Annotated in this window: 17 protein-coding genes and 1 other RNA gene; 7 read left to right on the top strand and 11 right to left on the bottom strand. The window is 66.7% G+C overall.

Going from position 1 to position 22005, the window contains the following annotated elements:
- Positions 1-6 precede the first annotated feature (6 nt).
- From VC212_RS21565 to VC212_RS21550, 4 genes are read right to left on the bottom strand one after another with little or no spacing between them, the layout of a single operon-like run.
- Positions 7-1368: an STM4012 family radical SAM protein gene (locus tag VC212_RS21565; RefSeq protein ID WP_323526908.1), complete on the bottom strand. Its 1362-nt coding sequence runs from the start codon at positions 1366-1368 to the stop codon at positions 7-9.
- On the bottom strand, positions 1365-2183 hold the full coding sequence (locus VC212_RS21560) for an STM4013/SEN3800 family hydrolase (RefSeq protein ID WP_323526907.1): 819 nt from the start codon (positions 2181-2183) through the stop codon (positions 1365-1367). The genes VC212_RS21565 and VC212_RS21560 overlap by 4 nt, the downstream gene beginning before the upstream one ends.
- Entirely contained in the window at positions 2176-3306 is a 1131-nt protein-coding gene (locus VC212_RS21555; RefSeq protein ID WP_323526939.1) for an STM4014 family protein, read from the bottom strand. The genes VC212_RS21560 and VC212_RS21555 overlap by 8 nt, the downstream gene beginning before the upstream one ends.
- 19 nt (positions 3307-3325) lie before the next feature.
- Positions 3326-4237 (bottom strand): STM4015 family protein, encoded by a 912-nt coding sequence (locus VC212_RS21550; RefSeq protein WP_323526906.1) that lies wholly within the window; start codon positions 4235-4237, stop codon positions 3326-3328.
- Between the two features lie 151 nt (positions 4238-4388).
- Between VC212_RS21550 and VC212_RS21545 the strand changes: the two genes are divergently transcribed.
- The 5 genes from VC212_RS21545 (at position 4389) to VC212_RS21525 (ending at position 10837) form a co-directional block, all read left to right on the top strand.
- Positions 4389-5507, top strand: a complete 1119-nt coding sequence (locus tag VC212_RS21545) for an AAA family ATPase (RefSeq protein WP_323526905.1) — start codon at positions 4389-4391, stop codon at positions 5505-5507.
- A complete protein-coding gene (locus VC212_RS21540) occupies positions 5504-5917 on the top strand; it encodes a hypothetical protein (protein ID WP_323526904.1) in 414 nt (137 codons plus the stop codon). The genes VC212_RS21545 and VC212_RS21540 overlap by 4 nt, the downstream gene beginning before the upstream one ends.
- A complete protein-coding gene (locus VC212_RS21535) occupies positions 5914-7761 on the top strand; it encodes a hypothetical protein (RefSeq protein WP_323526903.1) in 1848 nt (615 codons plus the stop codon). Before VC212_RS21540 ends, VC212_RS21535 begins: the two co-directional genes overlap by 4 nt.
- Positions 7754-10471 (top strand): bpX6 domain-containing protein, encoded by a 2718-nt coding sequence (locus VC212_RS21530; protein WP_323526902.1) that lies wholly within the window; start codon positions 7754-7756, stop codon positions 10469-10471. Before VC212_RS21535 ends, VC212_RS21530 begins: the two co-directional genes overlap by 8 nt.
- A 290-nt stretch (positions 10472-10761) precedes the next feature.
- A non-coding RNA gene (locus VC212_RS21525) (sX9 sRNA) lies at positions 10762-10837 on the top strand.
- 35 nt (positions 10838-10872) lie between these two features.
- Here VC212_RS21525 and VC212_RS21520 read toward each other — a convergent pair.
- From VC212_RS21520 to VC212_RS21505, 4 genes are all read right to left on the bottom strand, one after another.
- Positions 10873-11907, bottom strand: a complete 1035-nt coding sequence (locus VC212_RS21520) for a DUF4272 domain-containing protein (RefSeq protein ID WP_323526901.1) — start codon at positions 11905-11907, stop codon at positions 10873-10875.
- Between the two features lie 10 nt (positions 11908-11917).
- Positions 11918-12514, bottom strand: coding sequence for a GNAT family N-acetyltransferase (locus tag VC212_RS21515; RefSeq protein ID WP_323526938.1), 597 nt, complete (start codon positions 12512-12514; stop codon positions 11918-11920).
- A 73-nt stretch (positions 12515-12587) separates the two neighbouring features.
- Entirely contained in the window at positions 12588-12731 is a 144-nt protein-coding gene (locus VC212_RS21510; protein ID WP_323526900.1) for a hypothetical protein, read from the bottom strand.
- Between the two features lie 209 nt (positions 12732-12940).
- Positions 12941-14917: a UvrD-helicase domain-containing protein gene (locus VC212_RS21505; RefSeq protein ID WP_115514364.1), complete on the bottom strand. Its 1977-nt coding sequence runs from the start codon at positions 14915-14917 to the stop codon at positions 12941-12943.
- 211 nt (positions 14918-15128) lie between these two features.
- Between VC212_RS21505 and VC212_RS21500 the strand changes: the two genes are divergently transcribed.
- Both VC212_RS21500 and VC212_RS21495 read left to right on the top strand, forming a co-directional pair.
- The gene (locus tag VC212_RS21500) at positions 15129-15764 is read left to right on the top strand and encodes a thymidine kinase (protein WP_055854611.1); all 636 of its coding nucleotides are present in this window, start codon (positions 15129-15131) and stop codon (positions 15762-15764) included.
- Between the two features lie 418 nt (positions 15765-16182).
- On the top strand, positions 16183-17427 hold the full coding sequence (locus tag VC212_RS21495; RefSeq protein ID WP_115514365.1) for a GAF domain-containing protein: 1245 nt from the start codon (positions 16183-16185) through the stop codon (positions 17425-17427).
- Positions 17428-18096: 669 nt separating this feature from the next.
- Here the strand turns inward: VC212_RS21495 and VC212_RS21490 are convergent.
- From VC212_RS21490 to mutM, 3 genes are all read right to left on the bottom strand, one after another.
- Positions 18097-19698 (bottom strand): glucan biosynthesis protein D, encoded by a 1602-nt coding sequence (locus VC212_RS21490; RefSeq protein ID WP_323526899.1) that lies wholly within the window; start codon positions 19696-19698, stop codon positions 18097-18099.
- A gap of 69 nt (positions 19699-19767) precedes the next feature.
- On the bottom strand, positions 19768-20871 hold the full coding sequence (locus VC212_RS21485) for a DUF4380 domain-containing protein (RefSeq protein WP_323526898.1): 1104 nt from the start codon (positions 20869-20871) through the stop codon (positions 19768-19770).
- Positions 20872-21067: 196 nt separating this feature from the next.
- Positions 21068-21883 carry a bifunctional DNA-formamidopyrimidine glycosylase/DNA-(apurinic or apyrimidinic site) lyase gene (gene mutM / locus VC212_RS21480; RefSeq protein WP_323526897.1) on the bottom strand — a complete coding sequence of 272 codons (816 nt, stop codon included), beginning with the start codon at positions 21881-21883 and terminating at the stop codon, positions 21068-21070.
- Positions 21884-22005: the final 122 nt, after the last annotated feature.

Here is a 22005-nt window from a genome sequence, read left to right as displayed (position 1 = left end):
GGCCGCTTACCCGACCTGGTACTGCTGCATACGCTCGACAATCGGCGCCGAGGTCAGCCACGGGCCGATGGTGTCGGCCCGCTCCATGCCTGCGGCGGTGAGCGCCAGCAGCGCTCCGTGCCGTTGCGCCAGCCCTAACGCCAGCAACTCCTGCAGCTGTGGCAACGCCTCCAGGCAATCGCGGCCAAAGCGCTGACGGAACTCATCGCAGTCCAGCCCCGGAAACACCAACAGCGACTGGATCGCATGCCGCCGCATGGCATCGTCGGCATCCAGCGCAATGCCGTAGTCGGCGCAGGCGAAGCTGGCCGGATCGCGCGCCAGATAGTGCTCGAGAATCTCCGCCACCGAGCGCCGGCTCACCCCGTATTCGCTGGAGTAGTGCAGGCCGGCGGTATACGAGCGCGCGCCGCAGCCGATGCCCACCATGCCATCGCTCTGGCAGCAGTACACCGGCGCGTCGCTGTCGCGTGCATGCGGGGCGCGGAACATGCGCATCGACACCTGCGTGTAGCCGGCCGCCAGCAGATGGTCGCGGCCGGCGCGGTACAGCACCAGGCGCTCGTCCAGCGGCTCGGGTTGCAGCACAAAGCTGCGTCGCCCGCCGCTCTTGGCCTCGATCCGGCCCAAGCCGGTCATCGGACGCACGTACAGCGGATACAGATACAGTTCTTCGGGCGCATGCTGCAGTGCGCTGTCGATGGAGGCCAGGAAACTGTCCACGGTCTGCCCGGCGATGCCGTAGATCAGATCCAGATTCAGCGTTGGAATGTCCTGGGCGCGAATGATGGCGATCGCCCGCTCCACCGTGTCGCGCTGCTGCGGCCGCACCAGTGCGCTCACTTCGGCGGCGCTGAAACTCTGGATGCCCATGCTGACCCGATCGATGCCGGCCTGCCGGCAGACCCGCAGCCGCTCGGCATCGACGGTTTCCGGCGACACCTCGATGCCGGCCGGAATGGTGTCCAGCGCGATCGTCGCGTGGCGGTCCACCATGTCGAACACGCGCTGCAATTGCGCCGGATCCAGATAGCTCGGCGTGCCGCCGCCCATCGCAAAGCGCACGAAGCGGTGCGTGCCCAATGCCTGCACGGTGGCGTGCAGTTGCTGCTCCATCTGCGCCAGATACGCCTCCACCTGCGCCGGCGCCGGCCGCGCCAATGCGAACAGATTGCAGAACCCGCAGCGGTACGAGCAGAACGGAATATGCAGGTACAAAAACAGTGCCTGCCGGGGCTCGTCGGCCCAGACCTGCGACAACGGCACGGCCGGCTGCAGCGGCCGGTAGCTGGTCTTGTGCGGATACGAGTACGAATAGGCCTGATACGGCGGCTGGCGCAGCAATTCGGCCAACGAAGGCAGGCTCATGGGGTCACCAGGAAATGGGCGTAAGGCACGGTCATCACCACCTCGTGGGCCAGGCGATGGCCATGGTAGCCATCCTCGCCGTAGGCAGTGCCGTGATCGGAACAGACGATGGCAAACGCACCGCCGCGCGCGCGCAGTGCGGCAAACAACGGCGCCAGCGCGGCATCCACATAGCGCAGCGCGGCGCAGTGGCTATCGAGGTCGTCGCGCACCGCGCCGGGCAGGTAATGGCAATTGGGCTGATGCATGGCCGAAACGTTGATGAACAGAAAACAGCGGGTCTCGCGCAGCGCGGGGTCGCCCAGACGTGCGCAGGCCAGCGCGACCTGGCGCTCGGTCGAATCGGCGGCGGTGACGCCAAACTCCGGCGACCAGTGGCTTTCGCGAAACAGGCTGGGCAACTGAGCGCCCAGCGCGTTGCGCTTGTTGAAGAAGCCGGTGCCGCCGATGCACAGCGTGTGGTAACCGCAGCGCGCCAGGCCATCGACGATAGTGCCGCTGTCGGCGAACACCTGGGTCTGCGCAACGATGGTTTCGCTGCCATCGAAGGCCAGCGCAAACAGGCGCGGATGCGGTCCCTGCCGCGCGGGAGTCGGCAAAAACCCCGCGAAAAACGCCATGTGCGCCGCATACGTAAAGCTGCCCGGTGTGTGCCGCCGCTCCCAGCCGTCGGCAGGCAGATACGGCGCCAGCACCGGCAGTTCGCCCCGCGCAAAACAGCGCTGCGCAGCGTCGTAGCGCAGCGTATCCAAGGTGATCAGCACGATGTCGTGCGCACCGACAATGGCGCGCATGTCCGGCAGCAGCTCAGCCATGCAGCAGACCCTCCTGGCGCGTGTCGGCGGTCATGCCAGGGGCGGCGGCAACGGCGCCGAGTGCCGCCTGATCTTCGTAGGTGGTACGCCCCTGCCAGCGCAGTTCCGGTAGCAGATCGCCAAAGCCGTTGGCCTCCAGCACATGGCAGCGCCCGGCGCGCTGGATCAGGTCGAAACCGATCATGCGAGAGTCGGCAAACACGCTGGCCGCCTGCGCCACGGTGCTGGCTACCGCCGCATCCACGTCGGCGCTCTGCCAGGCCTGCGCCGGCAGGCGCCGGTTGCCCAGGTGCAGATTGGTCAACGGGCCGCGACTGGCACGCGCCACGCGTTGCCGCGCTGCGCCGTCAAACGCGACCACACGCAGGTCGTAGTGATAACCGGGCAGGCCGGGCGCGCGCGGTTTGGGAATCCACTGCTCCAGGTAAGCGCCCTGCGCGGCGATCGCATCGACCAGCGGCGCGATCTCGTAGGTGCGGGTATAGCGGCGCTGGCGCAAGGCGTTGAACACGCGCACCTGGCCGTCCTGCACCACCAGCTCGGCCGAACCGCTGGCGATCTGGCGTCCATCGCGGTGCCAGCGATACGCCAGCACGCCGGCACCGGAGGAGCCGTAGCGCGGCTTGAGAAATGCCTGGGTGCAGCCGCTGGCCTGCAAGCATTCGCGCAGGCCGGCGTAGCTGTCGACCGTGCCCAGCAGGGCCGGCACGCTGACCCCTGCCGCGGCCAAGCGCTGCTGGCAGCCAAGTTTGTCGGTCATTGCCAGCAGATCGGCCGGTGGATTGAGATAGCGCGCCGCCGGCAAGGTTGCTAGCAGGTCTGCAAACCCGGCATGCCACAGGTGCTGATGCGCCAGTTCGCCATGCGCCAATGGCGCAGGTGCCGGCCCTGGCTGTCCAAGGCAATGCCAACCACGCACGATCAGCGCTTGATGCAACGCCGGCGCTTCGCCCGGCGATTCCAGCTTGACCAGCGCGGCCGGATGCCGCGCCAGCCAGTCTTGCAACGGCGCGGCGGTGTCCAGCAGCTGCAGATAGTCGAACACCGTCGCCGCGGGCTGCCCCTGCGCCTGCAATGCCTGCTGTAGGGCGGCGATCCTGCGGCTACCCTGCGGCCCCACCAACACCCAATGCGCGCTCACGTCATTCGGAGACAGCGACGTAGCGCTCGTCTTCGTCTTCCTCTTCGTGCTCTTCCAGGATCACCGTGGCCGGCAGCGTCGCCAGACGGGCCTGCCAATCGGCAGAAATGTAGTGGTGGCTCAGATCGATCCGCTGCAGCTGGCCCAGCTGCGTGCTTTCGACCAGGGCACGCGCCCCGACATCGCCGATGGTGCCCAGCGACAGGTCCAGCGTGTCCAGGCTGCCCAGCCACGGCTGGGTGGCCAGCCAGGTGGCCAATTCGTCGGTGTTGGCGGCGTTGCGCAGCCCCAGATAGCGCAGACGCTCCGGGCCGATGGCTGCCAGCAGCCGCTGGTAGGTGCCCAGATCGCCGTCGTAACCGTAGTCTTCCACACCCAGCCACAACTCCAGGTGCTGCAGCGCCGGCAGCGTGGAGTCGGCGATCGCCTGCACGATGGCAGACGGCAGCCCACCGCATTCGATCGCCAGTTCCTGCAGCTGCATATGCGTGCACGGGGTCAGCACCAATTTGGACGAACCGCGCACGCGCAGCGATTGCAGCGCCGGAAATGCGGCCAGCAGCGGGGTGTAGTCGGTCTGGATGATCCACGACACCTCGCAGTCCTCGCAGACCATGTCGCCGACGAACAGCGCGCGCAGCGCGGTCAGTTCGTCACGGCGTTCGATCAGCCGCTGCAGATAGCCGCTGGGGCCTTCCTCGTAGGATTCGCGCCACGGGCCGATGATCAATGCCTGGATGCTGGCCGGGTCGACCTGCGCCAGCAGGGTGTCGAGCAACTCCGCCTGGCTGCCTTCGCTTTCGTACTCCTGCCGCAGCCGGTACACCACGTCGCCGCCGCTGGCGGGCTGGTCCACACTGAAGTCCACCACGCGCTTGCCGCGATAGAATTCCGAATACTCGCCGATCGTCATTGCATTGCCTCCCTGGCTCGGTGAGGTCACAGGATAACCGCACGGTCATGGCAACCTCGTTAATGCCATGCGCCACCGTTCCATTGCCCGTTCCACAGGCGGTCACCGGTGCCTGCACCGCGCCGCACGTTTTGTTCGAAGGACCGATCGCATGCATGCCCATCCCGCCGCCGCGCGCATTCGCGCCACCGTCCAGGCCGCCACCAACGGATTGATCGAGCGCGATCAGCTGGCCGAATTGATCGTGCTCGCTGCAGTGGCGCAGGAACACCTGCTGATCATCGGCCCGCCGGGCACCGCCAAGAGTGCGGTGGTGCGGCGCGTCGCCGCCGCACTGGGCGGCCGCTACTTCGAATATCTGCTCGGCCGCTTCACCGAACCGGCTGAATTATTCGGCCCGGTGGACCTGCGCAAACTGCGCGAGGGCAGCGTGCAGACCGATGTGACCGGGATGTTGCCCGAAGCGGACATCGCCTTCCTCGACGAAGTCTTCCTGGGTTCCACCGCCATCCTCAACACCTTGCTCGGGCTGCTCAACGAACGCCGCTTCCGGCGTGGCCAGACCGACCTGCATTGCCCGTTGCGCCTGTGCGTGGGCGCGGCCAACGCGCTGCCGGAAGACGATGCGCTGGCGGCCTTCAGCGACCGCTTCCTGCTGCATCTGTTCGTCGACCCGGTGGCAGACCATCAGCTCGAAGCGCTGCTGGCCGGCGGATGGCAGGCCGAGCGTGCGCCGCTGCAGCCTGTGGCCGGGCTGGCCGATCTGGACCTGCTGTGCGAACAGGCACGTGCAGTGGACATGGAGGGCGCGCGCACGGCGCTCGCCGCAGCGATCCGGACATTGCGCGGCGCAGGCATGCAGCTGTCGGACCGCCGACTGGTCAAGACCCAGCGGCTGATCGCCGCCGCCTGCGTGCTGGCCGGACGCACCCAGGCCAGCGAGGCCGATCTGTGGCCGCTGTTCTATGTGCTGCCCACGCGCGCGCAGCAAGCCAGCGCGCAGGACCTGCTGCGCGGCACCCTGGCCGCCGCGGCCAATCCCACCTTGCGCGCGGCCGTCGAACAAGCCGCCCTGCAACCGCTCTCGCGCACTGCGCGGCTGGTGGAGGCGGCCCAGTGTTGCCTGCAGGATCAGCACAATCCGGCCCTGCGCACCATGGCCGAAGCCTTGCTGCGCGAGATCGATGCCAACTTCACGGCCGCCTCGCTGCCGGCCGAGCTGGCCCACGAACGCACGCGCCTGATCGAGCAGATCGGCAGCGGCGCGTGACCTGGTCGTGGCAGGACGAGCCGCTGCCGGTCGCCCCGCAAGGAGTGATCGGCGTGGGCGAGGCCGCACGCGCGTTGCTGGCGGCATGGGCGCGCTTGCCCGACGGCGCGGGTTTGCTGGTCACCGCCACCGCGCAGACGTTGCTGCTGACCGGCCCTGCGCCGCAGCTGCCCTGGGCCAACGGCGTGCAGTACGTGGCACCGCGCGCGGACGCCGCTGGCCTGTGGTTGCCCACCGCCGAACGCCCCGCGCTTCCGCTGGAACTGCTGGAGCGTGCGCTGCGCCACCAACACGGGCCGCAGCCGCTGCTGCTGCTGCGATCACCTGCGCTGGTGCTGCCGCTGCACCGGTTGCTGCCGGCGCGTGCCGAGGTCGTGGCGCAGATCCGTCAGCGCTGGGAGGCCGCGTGAGCGCCGCGCTGCAGGTGCCCGCCCCGCTACAGGCCTGGCGGCTGTGGCTGGACTGGTTCGACCCGGACATCGCCTCCCAGCTCGGCACCTGGTTGTTGCGTCTGGACCCCCTGCTCGGCCGCGACAGCCTGCGCCGCCGCGATGGCGACAGCGAACCGGACGGCATCGACGACCTGCGTCGGCGCGGCAGCTACGACCACCTGCTGCTGAGCGAGTGGGCACTGGCCGACGCACTGCCGGAAGAATTCCTGCGCCGCGCCGCGCATGCCGAGCACCTGTTCCTGGTGCCCCGCATGCAGACCCGCGCGCGCGATGCGCGCCTGGTGGCGATCTTCGATGCCGGTCCGGCGCAATGGGGCGCGCCGCGTCTGGCACAGATCGCGTTGTGGATCCTGCTGGCACGCCGTGCACAGGCCGCCAATGCGCGTTTTGTCTGGGGCCTGGCGCATCTGCCCGGCGACCTGCACGACGCCGACAGCCCTGCCCGGCTGCAACAGCTGCTGCAGGGCCGCACCTTCGAGGCGGCCGGCCCGCAGCACGCACAGGCCTGGGCCACGCAGTGGGCAAGCGCGATGCCGACCACCAGCGAGTGCTGGTGGATCGGCGCGCAACCGGTGCGTGCGGCGCCATTCCACCACCAGGCCAGCATCGTGCCTGCGGCCGATGCGCATCTGCAGGTGGTGCTGCAAACGCGCCACGGCACCCGCAGCAGCCTGTTGCCGGTGCCTGCCAGCATGGCCGCCAGGCAGCTGCTGCTTGGGCACTTCACCGACACGCAACGCCCCGCCCAAGCCGACACCGCAAACCACGTGGTCAAAGGCAAGTTTTCGCTGCGCCACGCGCCGCTGTTCAGCCCGGACGGCAGCCATGTGGCGCTGCTGCTGGCAGACGGCTACCGCAGCGCGATGGTGAAGGTGCAGCCCGCCGACATCCCCAAACGGGCGGCGCCGCGCTACCACCAATGGGCGCAGGGCGGTCAGCCGCTGTGCCTGACGGCGCAGAACAAGCACGTGGGCGGCATCGTCGCTTTCGGGGAGCAGGCCGCGTTCTGGAATCTCGATGGCATGCACGGCTCCATCGAAGCCGGCGGGCAGAGCCTCTGCCCCGCACCCGGCCAGGTGCGGCTGCGTCCATGCGTGTGGCTCAACAGCGGCGGCAAGCCACAGCGGTTCCTGCTGTGGGACCAGCACGGCCGGCTGATGACCTGGACGCGCGATACCAACCAGCGGCAGCGGGTTGCGCAAGGCAGCGAGCTCGCCGGGCAGGTGGTGGCGCTGGCGCAAGGCGATGCCGAACACGCGATCTACGCCACCCATGTCGCTGGCGAACTGCGGGTGCTGCGCCTGCATCGCAACGGCAAGCAGGACCTCATCCTGCAGCTGGCGCTGGGGTCGCGCCCGCCGGTCGTGTTGCTGCGCAACCTGGTCCAGGAGGACCAATGGCGTGGCGCCATCGCCCTCGAACTGGCAAGCCGTCAGGCCGGCGGGGACCGCTCGCTGGCTTACCGGGTGCTGCACGGGGGCCCGGCCGACGGCTTTCAGGAATTCGAGGCGATCGTGGCGTCCGGCGACCGACCGATCGGCCTGATCGGCGACCCGGACGCGCCGCAGCACAGCCTGCTGCTGGTGCTGCGCGCCGATCGTCGCGCGCTGCTCGCCATCGGGGCCAGCGGCCGGCGGACACTGCATCGCGCCGCCAGCGAGATCAGCGCTGCGGCAGTGTCCAGCGATGGCGCGCGGGTCGCACTGGTGACCCTGCAGGGGCAGGCGTGGATCTTGGGCGATGGCGGGCTGACCCCGTTGATGGTCGTGCAAGGCCAGGCCGAGCAACCCGGCCATGACTAGCCCCGCGCGCACGGACAATGCGGGCAGCAGCGTGCGCTACCCGCTGTGGCACGGCAGCCAGATGGTGTCGGCGTTGTGGTTCTCGGCAGCGTGGCTCAACCCGGAACAACGCCTGGCCAGGCTTGTCTGCGCCTGGCAACCGGGTAGCCGGGCACTGCGCTTTGCCGACGGCGATGTGCTGTGCTTCGCCGCGCCGCGTGCGTTGGTCTGCGAGCAGGCGCCCGGCCTGGCGCTGTGCCAGGTGCACGGCGGCCTGTTCTCGGGCGCGTTGACCGCCGCCGAGGCAGCGCAGTTGCCCCCCGCCGATATCGGCCTGGTCCATGGCGCCCAGGTGATCGCCTTGCAGTGGCAACACGCGGTGGCGCTGGATCCTTCCGAGGCGATCGACGTGTCTGGCTACCCGCTGCACATGCCCTACGACTGCAGCCCGAGCGAGCCACCGCTGCAGGTGGACCGGCTGCGCGGCAAACCGCTGCGGCAATTGCTGGGCAATGCCGTCCCGCCAGCCAGCGCAGAGCGCGATGCATTCCTGCACGCGCTGAAGACGCAGCGCCCCGCCGTGCAGAACACCACGCTGTGGCAACGCCTGCTGACGCGCGCTCAGCGCACCTTGAGCCGCGAGCACGCACCGGCATCGAACGGATCCGCAGCGTCTGGCGCCGGCACCGCCACCGGGCAGAACACAACCGTGCCGGCACGCCGTGGCGCTGCATCGGTATCGGCCTGGCGCACGCGGCTGGCCCGCGCACTGGTTGCCTCACGCATGGCCAGCCTGGTCGGACGTCATCAGGGCGCCTACATGCGCCGGATGCTGCGCCAGTTCGAAAACGGCGCTCTGGACGAAGCCTTGCGCAACGCGCTGCCGCTCGATGGCCTGGGCGAATCCCTGGGGCAGGCGTTCGGGGTGCCACAGCGGCGCAGCGACCTGAGTCTGTCGCGCACGCGCGGGGCCGGCACCAGCATCGGCCTGGGCGAAGAGCTGCAGGCGCATCTGCGCGCGACCTATCGCAGCGCCTTCGCGCGGCTGGACCGCGAGGGCCAGATCGATCGTGCGGTGTTCGTGCTGGCCGAATTGCTCAATGCGCGCCAGGAAGCGCTCGACTATCTGGTCAAGCACGCCCGTTACAAACAGGCCGCGGAGCTGGCGCTGGGCTGGGACATGTCGGCGGCGATGATCATCCGGCTGCTGATGCTGGCCGGCGACCACGCGCGTGCGGTGCAGGTCGCGCGCCGCGATGGCGCCTTTGCCGCCGCCATCCAGCTGCTGCAAGGTACCGATCGCGCATTGGCCGACGCGCTGCGGCTGGACTGGGGCCAGGCGCTGGTGCAAGCCGGCGACTGGCTGGCCGCCGTGGACGCGGTGTGGCCGTTGCACAACGCGCGCCACCAGGCCGCGCAGTGGCTGCTGGCCGCAGAACAGGCCGGCAGCACGCTGCACGCACGCGCGCTGGTCAAGCGCGCGCAGCTGTTGCCGGACACGCTGGAACACTACGCAGACCGCATCGCCGCGCTTGCAGACCCCACTGCCGATCCCGCACCGCGCAGCGACATGGCAGCCGCGCTGCTGGTGGATGCTGCCCCCAACCGCTCGCTGCAACAGCTGGCGCGGCAACTGCTGCCGGCGATTGCCGCCGATCATGCGTTCGCCCGCAACAGCCTGTCCGTCGGCGATCTGACCACGCTGCTGAAACTGGCCAAGGACCCCCTGCTCAGCGCCGATATTCCAACCTTCAAACCACACGTCGCGGCCAGCCAATCCAAGCTCTGGGACAGCGCCACCCCGCTACGACTGCAGGCACCGCAGGCCGGCCTGGCGGCCATCCACGATGTGGCTGCACTCCCGGGTCGCCGCTATCTGCTGGCCCTGGGCGAAGCCGGCGCGGCGGTGGTAAACGCACACGGGCGCCTGCTGCGGCGCTACCCGGCGCCTGCCTTTGGCGTGGTCATCGCCGACAGCGGGCAGGTCGCCCTGGTAATCGCGCCCCGCGAGCGCGTGTCCACCGTGCATCGGCTGGATTTGATCACCCATGCGGTGCGCGACCTTGGCCAGCTCGCACTGCAGTACGCCGCGCCCAGCTACAGCGGAATCGGCTGGAGCATCGTGGTCGACAACCGGCTGCTGGTGGTCGATACCGACAAGGATCTGCACAGCGTGCTGTGGCATGTCGGCGACCTGCCCGGGCCGGTGATTGCGGCGGGATTCTTCAGCGATTGCGAGGTGTATCTGGTGCAGGCCGGCGAGCACCTGGAGGACTGGACCTACAGCCTGCCCGCGCGACGCCTCAAAGCGCGCGATCCCCTGCGCGTGGACCCGCAAGCGCCTGTGCTCGCGCATCGGCTCGGCAGCGCACAGCAAACGGAGGTGCGCGTCGATCCCAATGGCGACAGTTACCTGCACTACCAGCACATCGGCAGCGCCCGTCAGTCCCGATTGCACGAACACAGTGCCGCATTCGGCGCGCCGGATGCATCGAGCGTGGTGGCGCTTGAAGCGGGATTCCTGGTTGGCCTGCATTGGCCGCACGGCTCGCGCTATCTGGTGGTGCGCCACCATGACGGCGGCATCGTTGCGTCGCTGGACTGGCCTGCGGGCAGCACGGTCAAGGTGCGCGAGCAATCCGGCCATCTGCTGTTCCATGACGCGCACGGCCGCGTGCTGGATCTGCAAACCGACCGCTCGCTGACCCATGCCATGTCCTTCCTCGGCTAGGGAAGGTCCGAACAACGCGTGGCATGACGGGGAACCTGGGATGTCGCTCAAACGCGGCGGCCTTCCCTGCTGAACATCAAGCGCTTGCGCGTAGTGAAGATGGCCAGCGGTGTTGATCGAGAACACACGGACGCGTTGTTCAGCGCTTGCCTGGCGCGTGTGAGAACCACACGCCATGGCAGGCGCGACGCCACAACGCCATGCGGATGCATCCCTTGAGGGACGCTTAGAGCAGCTAACAAAACTACTGTGCAGCCGCCAGGCGGGCGCGGCCGGTGCTCGGAATCCTCATGTACCACCCGTACACTCCGGTTCCTCCGCGCCGTCCACACCCACCTGACGACTGCTCGCTACGTTTTGTTAGCCGCTCTTAGCCCCGACGTGATCGGTGCTCGCTCCGCTCAGGTCGGCGTATCCACCTCGTCCCAGTCCGCATCTTCGAAGTGCAGCAGCCAGTTGAGCGCGTAATGGCGCTCGTACACCACGCCGGGCACGATGCCGGCCGGCGGTGCCTGCTGGGTCTGGCCGGCCTGGCGCACGGCCCAGTGCAGGCGCAGATGCAGGTCCAACGCATCCAGCAATTCGGGCAGCGGCCGCAGCGTCAGCAACTTGCGCGCAGGCGCCTGCGCATGCTCCAGCGCGCGCTGCGCGGCCAACGGCACGTCGCACAGGGCGGTCGGCTGCGGCAAGCTGTCGGCCAGGCCCAGCGCCCACTGCAACACGGCCAGGCTTTCGTAACGCCAGCCAAAATTGGCCAGCATCTGTGCTTCTGGGTGCGCTTCGACGAAGAAAGCGTGCTCCTGCGGCGACAGCGCAGCCGTCACGCCGGGCAAGCGTGTCTCCACCTCCTCCAACGCCGGTGGCACATCGCCGGCGGCCAGCATCTCCGCACGCAAGGCCACCGCAAACAACGCCAGCATCCGTTGCGTCACCGCCGTCGCATCGCGCACCCGCGCTTCGCCCCCACCGGCCACCGGCGGCAAACTCGGCGGTACGCGGATGCCCTGTGCGCTCAGCTGCGCCAGATGATGCGCTCGCCGCTCGAGCGCGTCCGGCGGGTACGGCACCTGCGCTTGGTCATCGAGCGCCGGTTCGCCCTGGCTGATCAGCACCCGTCCCTGCGGGTCGCGCACGCTGCCATCGGCCAGAAAACACACCGCATTGGCCTGCTCGGCCCACTGCGCCAGATCGCCAAACGCGCTGTCGTCGACCTCGAAGCTGAAGTGCTGCCGCACCCGCTGCACATGCCGCATCAGGTGATACCGCGACTGGGTCATTTGCCCGTCGCCCGCCTGATTCACGTAGCCGACAAAGCCATGCAGATGGTTGGCCAGCTCCGGGTCGGCATGGTCGCGATGCTGCACGGCGTCGTGGGGCAGAAAGTCCGGCCAGCGCGGTTCGCGCAACGTGGAATAGGCATTGACCAGCAGCGGCATGCGGGTGTCCTTATGCAGTCGGAGGCAGGCCGGCAGGGTGCCGCACACCTGGGGTGCTGTCCATGTCGGCGGGAGCGAGGTTAATCGTGTAATACGCCAGCGCATCGGTGCCGGGACTCAACACCCGCAGGCCCTCGCGGTGCAGCCCCAGCGCTTCCAGCGCGCGGATGGAAGCGGCATTGTCCGGCGACACGATCGCGCACAGCTGGGTCAGCCCCAGCCCATCGCGTGCGTAATCCAGCACCGCACGCCCGGCTTCGCGCACATAGCCCTTGCCGCGATAGGCCGGCAACAGTGCAAAGCCGAGATGCGGCACCGGCAAGGTGTGGCGGCACAACAAACCCAACGTCCCCATGAAGGTGGACCCGTCGCGCGTCTCCAGTGCCCAATGCGCAAACCCGTACATGTCGTGATGCGCCTGTGCCCACTCGCGCAGATGCGCGCTCGCCTGCTCGCGGGTACGGATGCCGCGGTCGTTGATGCCGGCGATAAAGCCGGGGTCGTTGACCAGCGTCAATATCGCATCGGCATCGCGCTCGGGATCGAGCGTGCGCAAGCGCAAGCGCGGGGTTTCGATCACGACAGTCACAGCGCACTCCTGCAGCAGGGAAAACCAGACTGCCGTGCGGTTGTGGCGCTGGCAAGCCTCAGCGCGCGCTACAGCCAGGTGGGACCGGCAATCATCCAGCAGACGAACCGCGCCATGCATACACGCGCCGCCAACCTGGCACGTCGAAGTAGATATCGATGTCGATGTCGATGTCGACATCAATGTAGACGGTCACAATCCATTCCGCGCGCAGCAAACGCCAGGCTTTCGACAACTGGTTACTGCGCTGCCGCCCTTAGCAATGCGGCAGTGTGCGGATCCGTACAGCAGCCACTCTCACGCGTATTGAAGCGCATGACACGCCTGGAACGGTCGGCACACCGCCGCCAATACGCTGGCGCGTGCCAGACCGAGGTGCCAAACGCTAACCACGCACCGGCCGCGCCCACCCGACGACAAGCACGGTGGCTTGATCAGCCGCGACTAATCGAACAACGCCTGGATCGCCGCCAGCCCGGCACTGGCGCGCTCTTTTTTGCGCTCGGCATCGGCCACCGGGTCGGCACCATCGCGCTGCAGTTCTTCGGCCGGAATCTCATCGAAGAACCGGCTCGGCTTGAGCCGCACATGCTCGCCAAACTTGCGCGTCAGCTTGCTGTGACTCATCCACAGCTGCTCCTTGGCGCGGGTGATGCCCACATACAGCAGCCGGCGCTCTTCCTGCAGATTGCCTTCTTCCAGGCTCACTTCGTGCGGCAGCACACCGTCTTCGCAGCCGACGATGAACACATAGCGGAACTCCAGCCCCTTGGACGCATGCATGGTCATCATGCGCACCTGGTTGCCGCCGTCGTCCTTGTCGTTGCGCGACAACAGCGCCAGCTGCGCGGCCAGATCGCTGGCGCTCGCGCCGCGTGGGCCGCCCTCGAACCACTCGGCCAACTCGTCCAGGTTGCGCTTGCGGCGTTGGAAGCCGGTTTCGTCTTTGGATTGATTGCGCAGGTCGTTGAGCAGGCCAGATTTGTCGGCCAGCGTCCGCACCAATTCGCCGGCCGGCATGCTCGCCGAGTGCTCGCGCATGTCGCGCAGAATATCGGTAAAGGCACTCAGGCCATTGGCCGCGCGCGGCGGCAGGTGCTGCAATGCGCCCATCGATTCGGCCGCGCGCGACATCGGCACCGACTTCGCACTGGCCAGCTCGGCCAACCGCGCCAGCGAGGTCGCCCCCACTTCGCGCTTGGGCGATTGCACCGCGCGCAAAAACGCCGCGTCATCCTCGGGGTTGACGATCAGGCGCAGCCACGACAGCACGTCCTTGACCTCCTGCCGCTCCAGAAACGCGGTGCCGCCGGTGAGGTGATACGGCACCCGCAGCAGCTGCATGGCTTTTTCCAGCGGCCGCGACTGGAAATTACCGCGAAACAGAATGCAGAAATCGCTCCACGGCACCTGCTTGGCGGTGCCCAGAAACGAGATTTCGGCAGCGACCTTTTCGGCCTCGTGCTCGCTGTCGCGGCATTCCCACACGCGGATACGTTCGCCGTCGGCCTGGTCGCTCCACAGCGTCTTCAAATGCTCGTGCGGGTTGTGCGCGATCAGCGCATTGGCCGCGCGCAGCACGCGATTGGAGCAGCGATAATTCTGTTCCAGCTTGATGATTTCCAGCGCCGGGTAATCGCGCCCCATCTGCTGCAGGTTTTCCGGATTGGCGCCGCGCCAGGCGTAGATGCTCTGGTCGTCGTCGCCCACGCAGGTGAAGTTGCCGCGCGGCCCGGCCAGCATTTTCAGCAGGCGATATTGCGCATCGTTGGTGTCCTGGCACTCGTCCACCAGCAGGTAGCCGATGCGCTCGCGCCAGCCCATCACGATCTCTTCGTTGGCTTCCAGGATCTGCACCGGCAGGCGGATCAGATCGTCGAAGTCCACCGCATTGAAGGTGGTCAGCCGCGCCTGGTAGCGCTCGTACAGGCTGGCGGCTTCCTTCTCGCGGTTGCTGCGTGCAGCGGCCATCGCCTGTTCCGGCGACAAGCCGGCATTCTTGGCGCGCGAGATCAGGTTCTTGGCATCTTCGATCGCGTCGGGCTTGGCGCCATGCATCAGGTCCTTGATCTGCGCGGCAGCATCGTCGGAATCGAAGATCGAAAAGCCGCGCTTCAAGCCGGCAGCGGCGTGCTCGATCTGCAGGAACTTCAGCCCCAGCGCATGGAAGGTGCAGATGGTCAGGCCATCGGCGCCATCGCCGCGAATGCGCTTGGCCACACGCTCGCGCATTTCCTTGGCCGACTTGTTGGTGAAGGTGATCGCGGCGATGCGCTTGGCCGGATAGCGGCCGATCGCGATCAGATGCGCGATCTTTTCCACGATCACGCGCGTCTTGCCGCTGCCGGCACCGGCCAGCACCAACAAGGGACCTTCGCAGTGCAGCACCGCGGCGCTTTGCGGGGGATTGAGACCGTGCATAGAGGCTTCCGACAGAGCGCGCCATTGTACCGGGGCGGCCCCGGGCTGGCCGGCGCGATGGATTCAGGTCGGCAGGGGAATGGTTCTGTCGCACCAGGTCTGCAGGTACGGCGGCACGGCAGCAGCCCTCGCCCGCCTGCGTTGGGCCGCGCGGCAGCATTCACCAATAGCGCGCGCTGCATGCATCCGCCCGGCCCGGTAAAATCGCCCGATGGCCAAGCTCTATTTTTATTATTCGGCGATGAATGCCGGCAAGACCACCACCTTGCTGCAGTCGGCGCACAACTACCGCGAACGCGGCATGCGCACGCTGATCCTGACCCCCAAACTCGACCACCGCGCCGGCAGCGGCGTGGTCGCATCGCGGATTGGCTTGCGTGCAGACGGGCGCGCGTTTGATCGCGACACCGAACTGCAGCAGCTGGTCGAACGCGACATCGCCACCCAGGGCGCCCTGCATTGCGTGCTGGTCGATGAGGCGCAGTTCCTCAGCCGTGCACAGGTCTGGCAGTTGAGCGAGGTGGTCGACCGGCTGCGTATCCCGGTGCTGTGCTACGGCCTGCGCACGGATTTTCGCGGCGAGCTGTTCGAAGGCAGCCAGTTCCTGCTGGCCTGGGCCGACGAGCTGGAGGAGATCAAGACCATCTGCCACAGCGGCAGCAAGGCCACCATGACCGTGCGCGTGGACGCGCAGGGGCATGCGGTGCAGGACGGCCCGCAAGTGGAGATCGGCGGCAACGAGCGCTACGTGTCGGTCAGCCGCCCCGAGTTCAAGAAGATCATGCGCGGCGAAGGTCGCATCGACCCACTGCAAATCGCCTTGCCGCTGCCATCTGCCGACGCCTGAGTAACCGGCATCCTGCCGACTGGCGACACCGCAGCGTCGGTCCGTCCGGCCTGCGCCGGGTAGTGCCCGCTCATTCCGCCACACGTCGCGTGGCGTCGCCGTAAGCGGTAGATGGCGGGGGGCACGAACACACGAATCACCCGTCGCCTTGGTCAGCGCAGCGGAGTCACAGCGCCGTTGGGCAGCTGCGGTAGCGCCGCCACCATCCGTAGCCGCATCCCTGATCGCCAGCGCGCATTGGCGCCAAGCTATACGCTGCGAACGCATCGCTAAACCTATGCAGGCATGCATTCGCAGCGGCATCGCCGGCACCAGCCGACAAGGCGTATCGTTGACATCGATTGCAGTGGCTTGGCACGTAACCAGGCCCAACTGCAGTCCTGTAAACTGGCGATCATCCACTTGTCGGGAGGCACACATGGGTACGCTTCCTCCCGAGTTACGCGCCGATATCGCGCGTGTTGGCCGGCTATCGTCGGTCCCCGATGTGCTGAATATCCTGACCCGCCTCACCGGCATGGGCTTTGCCGCCGTCGCGCGGGTGACCGAGGCGCGCTGGATCACCTGCCAGGTGCGCGACGAGTTGTCCTTCGGTCTGATGCCGGGCGACGAGCTGCCGCTGGCCACCACCTTCTGCGACAGCGTGCGGGTGAAGGGCAACGCGGTGTGGTTCGGGCATGCCTCCGACGACCCGGTCTATCGCGACCACCCATCGCCGCGGTTGTATGGCTTTGAAAGCTACGTCTCGGTGCCGATCCGTTTCGACGATGGCAGCGTGTTCGGCACCTTGTGCGCGCTGGACCCATTACCGCGGGTCATGGACCAGCAGTTGGTGGAGAAGGTCGAGTTGCTCGCGCAGTTGCTGGCCGCGCAGATCCAGGCCGAACAGCGCGCCGAAGAGAGCGCGCAGGAATCGCGGCGCGCACGCAGCGAACTGGGCCGCGCCGGTGCCTCGGCGCGGTTGCGCGAAGAGTTCATCGGCATCCTCGGGCACGACCTGCGTAATCCGCTGCAGTCCATGCATGCGGTGGTGGACATGCTCGCCATCGACCCACTCAACCAGCGCCAGGGCGGCGCCATCCGCTGCCTGCAACGCAGCCTGCAGCGCATGGAAGAACTGATCGATTTCGCCTCCGATTTCGCGCGCGGCATCGAGCGCGACTGGCTGCAGCTGGATTACGGCAGCGGCAGCGACCTGCTCGATGCGCTGTCGCAGGTCGTCGACGAAACCCGCGCCGCCTATCCCAACCAGGTGCTGTCCACGCACGTGGCCATCGACGAACCCGTGCATGGCGATGCGGTGCGTCTGGCGCAGATGTTCGGCAGCATGATGATCAATGCGGTGGTGCAGGGGCAGCAGAGTTCGCTGATCAAGGCGGTCGCGGTCACCGAACAGGGCCGCCTGCGCATCGAGGTCTGCAATCTGGATGGCATCGACCCACGCCGGCTGGATGTGCTGCACGCCTCCACCCACGTACACACCGCCGGCCGCCCCGTGCCGGAAGTGGATCTGGGCCTGCACATGGCCGCGCAGATCGCACAGGCGCATCAGGGCGAGCTGCGCATCACCAGCGGCAAGAACGGCACCTGCTTCCGCGTGGAGTTGGCCTGCGCACGACCCCGTGCGCGCATGCACCTGGTCAGCGGCACCACCTCGGCCTGAGTGCTTAAACCCGGCGATACCGCCCCACGGCGGCGATCGCGTCCTGCAGCAGTTCGGTTGCGCTCCGGAAACGCGTTCACAGACAAGCGTTTTGGAGACACGCAGGTTCTCGTGTGGCGATCACTCCAGGACGCGACGTGCATGGGTGCATCGGCGGACGCAGCATGTCCGAAATCGCATGTCGGTCATTGGCGTCATCCCAGCCTGATCGGCGCGCTGTGCAACGGCTCATCGCCGGATGCGGCATGCCCGAGATCGCATGTCGGTCGCTGGTGTCAGCCAGGCCTGATCAGCGAGATGTATGGCAGGCGCAGGCACTGTTCTCCTGCGCCGCACAACACATAAGGACGCGGCGTGCATGGGCGCATTGGCGGACGCAGCATGTCCGAGATCGCATGTCGGTCGCTGGTGTCAGCACAGGCCTGATCGGCGAGATGTACGGCAGGCGCAGGCATTGCTCGCCTCCGCCGCGCAACACGTACGCATGGCTGGGAGAGCGACGGTCCGTCGCCGTCGCGGCAGACGCACGCATGTCGGCGATCCACTCACCGCGCCGAGATCACTGCAGCATCCTCGCTTCTAGCTTCGATCGCCCGGGATCGCTCTACAAAGACGTCGCGCTGCAGACGAAACCGCGCGATACGCACTCGCGTGCGCACCGACACACACTCAATAGATCTTGCGCTCGCTCACCGGCGGCGGCGTCCATTGATAGAGCCAGGTTTCGGTCAGCGGCTTGCCATTGGCGCGCAGGTACAGGCGGATATCGATCTGCTGCATGCTGTCATCCGGCGGCACCAGGTCGAACATGGCCCGATAGCCCTTGAGCTCATGCAACGGCCGCGCCGAGACAATCTCCGTGGTGCCGCGCGACACCTGGATCACCGCTTCGACCTTGGTCTTGGCATCCTTCACCAACCCAGGCAAGTCGCCGCCGGCAAAGTCCACCGCAAAGCGCCAGGAAAAATGGCTGCGCTTCTGCCCGACGATGCCGCCCAATCCGGTGCGGGTGGCCACGCAATTCGCCAAATGCGAACTGGCCGGCGGTTGGGCGCCCCAATACAACCGGTAGCCCATCAACAGCTCCTGTCCCGGCTGCGGCTTGGCCTGCGGGTTCCAGAACGCCACGATGTTGTCGAAGGTCTCGTCCACGGTCGGGATCTCGACCAACTGCACCGAGCCCTTGCCCCAACCGCTCTTCGGTTCCACCCACAGGCACGGGCGCTTCTCGTAGAACACGCCGTCGTCCTGGTAATGGTCGAAATTGCGGTCGCGCTGCAACAGCCCGAACCCACGCGGGTTTTCATCGACAAACATGTTGAAGCGCAGATGCGGCGGGTTGCACAGCGGCCGCCAGATCCATTCGCCACCGCCGGTCCACATCGCCAGACCATCGGTATCGTGGATCTCCGGGCGCCAGTCCCAATCCATCCGGCTGTCGTTTTCGCCGACCTGGTACATGCTGGTGCATGGGCCGATGCCGAGCCGTTCGATGGCCTTGCGCGGGTATAGCGCGCTGTCGATATCCATCACCAGCACGTCGCCATTGGTGATGGCAAAGCGGTAGGCGCCGGCGACACTGGGCGAATCCAGCAGGCCGTAGACCACTACGGTGTCGGAGTCGTCGGCCGGTTGCTCCAGGTAGTAGGCGATGAAGTCCGGAAACTCTTCCGGTCCACCGGTGCCGGTATCGATCGCCAGCCCGCGCGCCGACTGCCCGTACTGGCCTTCCTTGCCCACCGCACGGAAATAGCTCGCGCCCAGAAACGCCGAGAAGTCGCGATCGGTGTCCTTGCGCGTGTTGAGCCGGAAGCCGGCAAAGCCCAGATCCTTCGGCAACTGCTTGCCGCCTAGCCCGCTGCTGCCGTAATCGAACGCAGCCGGGTCGTAGGCCAGCTGCTGGGCCTTGCCATCGACGATGTCGTAGATGTGCACGGGGGTGTGGAAGTACAGCCCCAGGTGGAAGAACTTCGCCTGAAACTTGCCATTGCCGTCGGCCCACAACGCGTGGTCCTGCCGATAGCGGATCGACTGATACTGATCCCAGTTCAACGCTTCCAGCGGCCCCGGCAGCACCTGCTTGTGGCTTTTGTACGGCGCCTTGGCCAGCGCACGCGCCTGCCCCTTGAGCCACGCATAGTCGAATGGTTGCGGCTGCCCGAGCCGACGCAGCCCCACGGCCTTGGCAGCCAACGCCCACTGCGGCAATGCCGGTAAACCGAGCGCGGCCAAGGCGGCAGCGGCATTCTTCAGGAAGTGGCGTCGTTGCATGCGCATCGATCTGATCGGGAATTGGGCGACATCATAGCCACAAGCCCGGCGTGGACGCGCGTGCGTGCGTCAAGGCGCCGCAGCTGCGGCGTCGCACGCATTGTCCAAAGCCAGCTCTGTCGCCTTGCTGCACAGGAAGCGCCGCTGCGCCTGCACATCGTCCGGCCCGCTGTACTGCAGCAACGTCCACTGCTCCTGCGCCTGCATCTGCGCACCTGGCGCGAGCTGGCGATACGGTGCATGCACCTCCATTTCCAGCAAGCCCTGGTCGGGATGCAGGGGCGGGGCTTCCAGGTACAGTTCCACCTGTCCTTGTTCCGGATGGATCGCGGCCAACGGCTGATGTACAAAGCGGATCACCAGCACCTGCGCACCGGCAAAGCCGGCCATCCAGCCCGCCGATGGCTGCAGCAACACCTTGCCGCGCTGGACCATGCCGTCATCGCGTACGTCGGCACGCAACGCCAGAACTCCCGCATGGTGACCGAACACGGGCGGCACCGTCCCTGGCTCGCTCGGCGGTTGCACCCGAATATCGCCAGCATCGGCCACCGGTACGAAGACCCGCGTATTCGCCGCAACGCGGGTGTTGAACCACAGATCCCAGGCGATCGCATCCTTGCGGATATTGCGCGCCGTGGCTTGCACCTCAACCGTGTCGGCGCGCGCTGTAGACAGGGCGATGCGCTTGCTCAGTTGCACGCCCGTCACCGGGCTGGGCTCGCCCTGCAGGCTCACCTCGGTCGGTCCACGTACAACGGCCCGCGTACTGGCCAACGAGAGATACGGATCCGGCGGCCACACCGCGGCGGCGGCCTTGCGCTTGAGGTTGACCTGCTGATGCAACCACCACTGACTCTGCGGCCCCACCCACACATCGTGACCGAGATACGGAACATCGCCTGCGCCGGCAGACACCGTAGGTGCAGGCTGGCGATCCACTGCTGCTCCGATCTTCAACACACTAGGGTGCCCGCGCAGGCTGAAGGACAGCACACGGCCACCGAATGCCGGCGTGACGCTCAGCTCCACTGCATCGTTGTGCAACTGGATACGTTCTACTGGCGCGAGGCCAGCTTTCGCGGACTCATCCGCATGTGCCTTGCCAGGAAGCAATAGCGCCAATGCCCCGCCAGCTACCAAAGGAATCAAAAGAGGCCGTGACATGGGCATAACGCAGTTCCAAATGCAGGACGTATCGATTGTGGCGTGGTGCACGTGTGGAAACTAGCCGTTTGCATCTTGTTACTGCGAAGGTGGACCCATTGATCGCCCGGCCGGCTGCTTATCCGTTGAGGCCGCACATCGATCGCGAAGATCGATCTGATCCGGGAGGCAGCAGGAACTGCTTAAAAGGTGCTGCCATACCTCAACGCTGGCAACTGCTGCACCACACCGTCGCGCGTTGTCCAATCGTTGCGTGTTTCAAGGCCCGCCCGCACTGTTTGCAGGGCTCACCCTCGCGGCCGTAGACCGTTAGTTCCTGCTCGAAATAGCCAGGTGCCCCGTCCGGGCTGATGAAGTCGCGCAATGTCGTGCCGCCGCGCTGGATGGCGTATCCCAGAATATCCTTCACCGCAGTAGCCAGATGCCGGTATCGATCAAGCGACACCTTTCCAGCCTCGCGCAAGGGGCTGATTCCCGCACGATGCAGGCTCTCAGCGGCATAGATATTTCCCACGCCGACAACCACTGCTTGATCCATCAGAAAGGTTTTGACTGCAGCGCGACGACCGCGCGATAGCGCATGGAGATAATCGCCAGTAAATGCCTCCGATAATGGCTCCGGACCTAGCGCAGCGAGCAGCTCATGCACCTGCGTGTCGGATTGCCACAGCAGGCAACCAAACCGTCGCGGGTCGTTGAAGCGCAGCACACGCCCGTTCTGCAGGCTGATATCCACATGATCATGTGCGCGCGGCAGCGTGTCTCCAGGCAGTACACGCAAGCTCCCGGACATGCCCAGATGCAGCAACGCACTCCCGCCGGCATCGGTATCCATCAATAGATACTTGGCACGTCGACGGACGTGCGTGATGGTAGCTCCAGGGAGCAAGCGCTCGATCTGCTCGGCAATGGGCCAACGCAGATCCGGCCGACGCAGGATCACCCCATGGATGCGCTGCCCGACCAGATGCGGCGCTAGGCCGCGCACCGTAGTTTCGACTTCAGGCAATTCCGGCATCAGCGCATCCAGCAACAGCCGGTCATGCACCGGCACGGCACGATATGGAGGTCGGCATGCAGAAAAGCAATCGAGCGGCGGTCGGCCAGCTATCAGATAGCGGTCTCCAGGAGCAGCCGAGG

This window comes from Xanthomonas sp. WHRI 8932A (genome assembly GCF_035012785.1).
GTDB lineage: Bacteria > Pseudomonadota > Gammaproteobacteria > Xanthomonadales > Xanthomonadaceae > Xanthomonas.
The sequence above is the reverse complement of the archived record's forward strand: the minus strand, read 5'-3'. Positions and strand labels throughout refer to the sequence as shown.

Bases quoted from the DNA above. Each gene is read 5' to 3' on its own strand.
- VC212_RS21560 (WP_323526907.1), bottom strand. From the start codon at position 2,183: ATGGCTGAGCTGCTGCCGGACATGCGCGCCATTGTCGGTGCGCACGAC.
- VC212_RS21550 (WP_323526906.1), bottom strand. From the start codon at position 4,237: ATGACGATCGGCGAGTATTCGGAATTCTATCGCGGCAAGCGCGTGGTG.
- VC212_RS21485 (WP_323526898.1), bottom strand. From the start codon at position 20,871: ATGCCCATGTCACGGCCTCTTTTGATTCCTTTGGTAGCTGGCGGGGCA.
- VC212_RS21565 (WP_323526908.1), bottom strand. From the start codon at position 1,368: ATGAGCCTGCCTTCGTTGGCCGAATTGCTGCGCCAGCCGCCGTATCAG.
- VC212_RS21505 (WP_115514364.1), bottom strand. From the start codon at position 14,917: ATGCACGGTCTCAATCCCCCGCAAAGCGCCGCGGTGCTGCACTGCGAA.
- VC212_RS21490 (WP_323526899.1), bottom strand. From the start codon at position 19,698: ATGCAACGACGCCACTTCCTGAAGAATGCCGCTGCCGCCTTGGCCGCG.
- mutM (WP_323526897.1), bottom strand. From the start codon at position 21,883: ATGCCGGAATTGCCTGAAGTCGAAACTACGGTGCGCGGCCTAGCGCCG.
- VC212_RS21530 (WP_323526902.1), top strand. From the start codon at position 7,754: ATGACTAGCCCCGCGCGCACGGACAATGCGGGCAGCAGCGTGCGCTAC.
- VC212_RS21520 (WP_323526901.1), bottom strand. From the start codon at position 11,907: ATGCCGCTGCTGGTCAATGCCTATTCCACGTTGCGCGAACCGCGCTGG.
- VC212_RS21500 (WP_055854611.1), top strand. From the start codon at position 15,129: ATGGCCAAGCTCTATTTTTATTATTCGGCGATGAATGCCGGCAAGACC.
- VC212_RS21545 (WP_323526905.1), top strand. From the start codon at position 4,389: ATGCATGCCCATCCCGCCGCCGCGCGCATTCGCGCCACCGTCCAGGCC.
- VC212_RS21495 (WP_115514365.1), top strand. From the start codon at position 16,183: ATGGGTACGCTTCCTCCCGAGTTACGCGCCGATATCGCGCGTGTTGGC.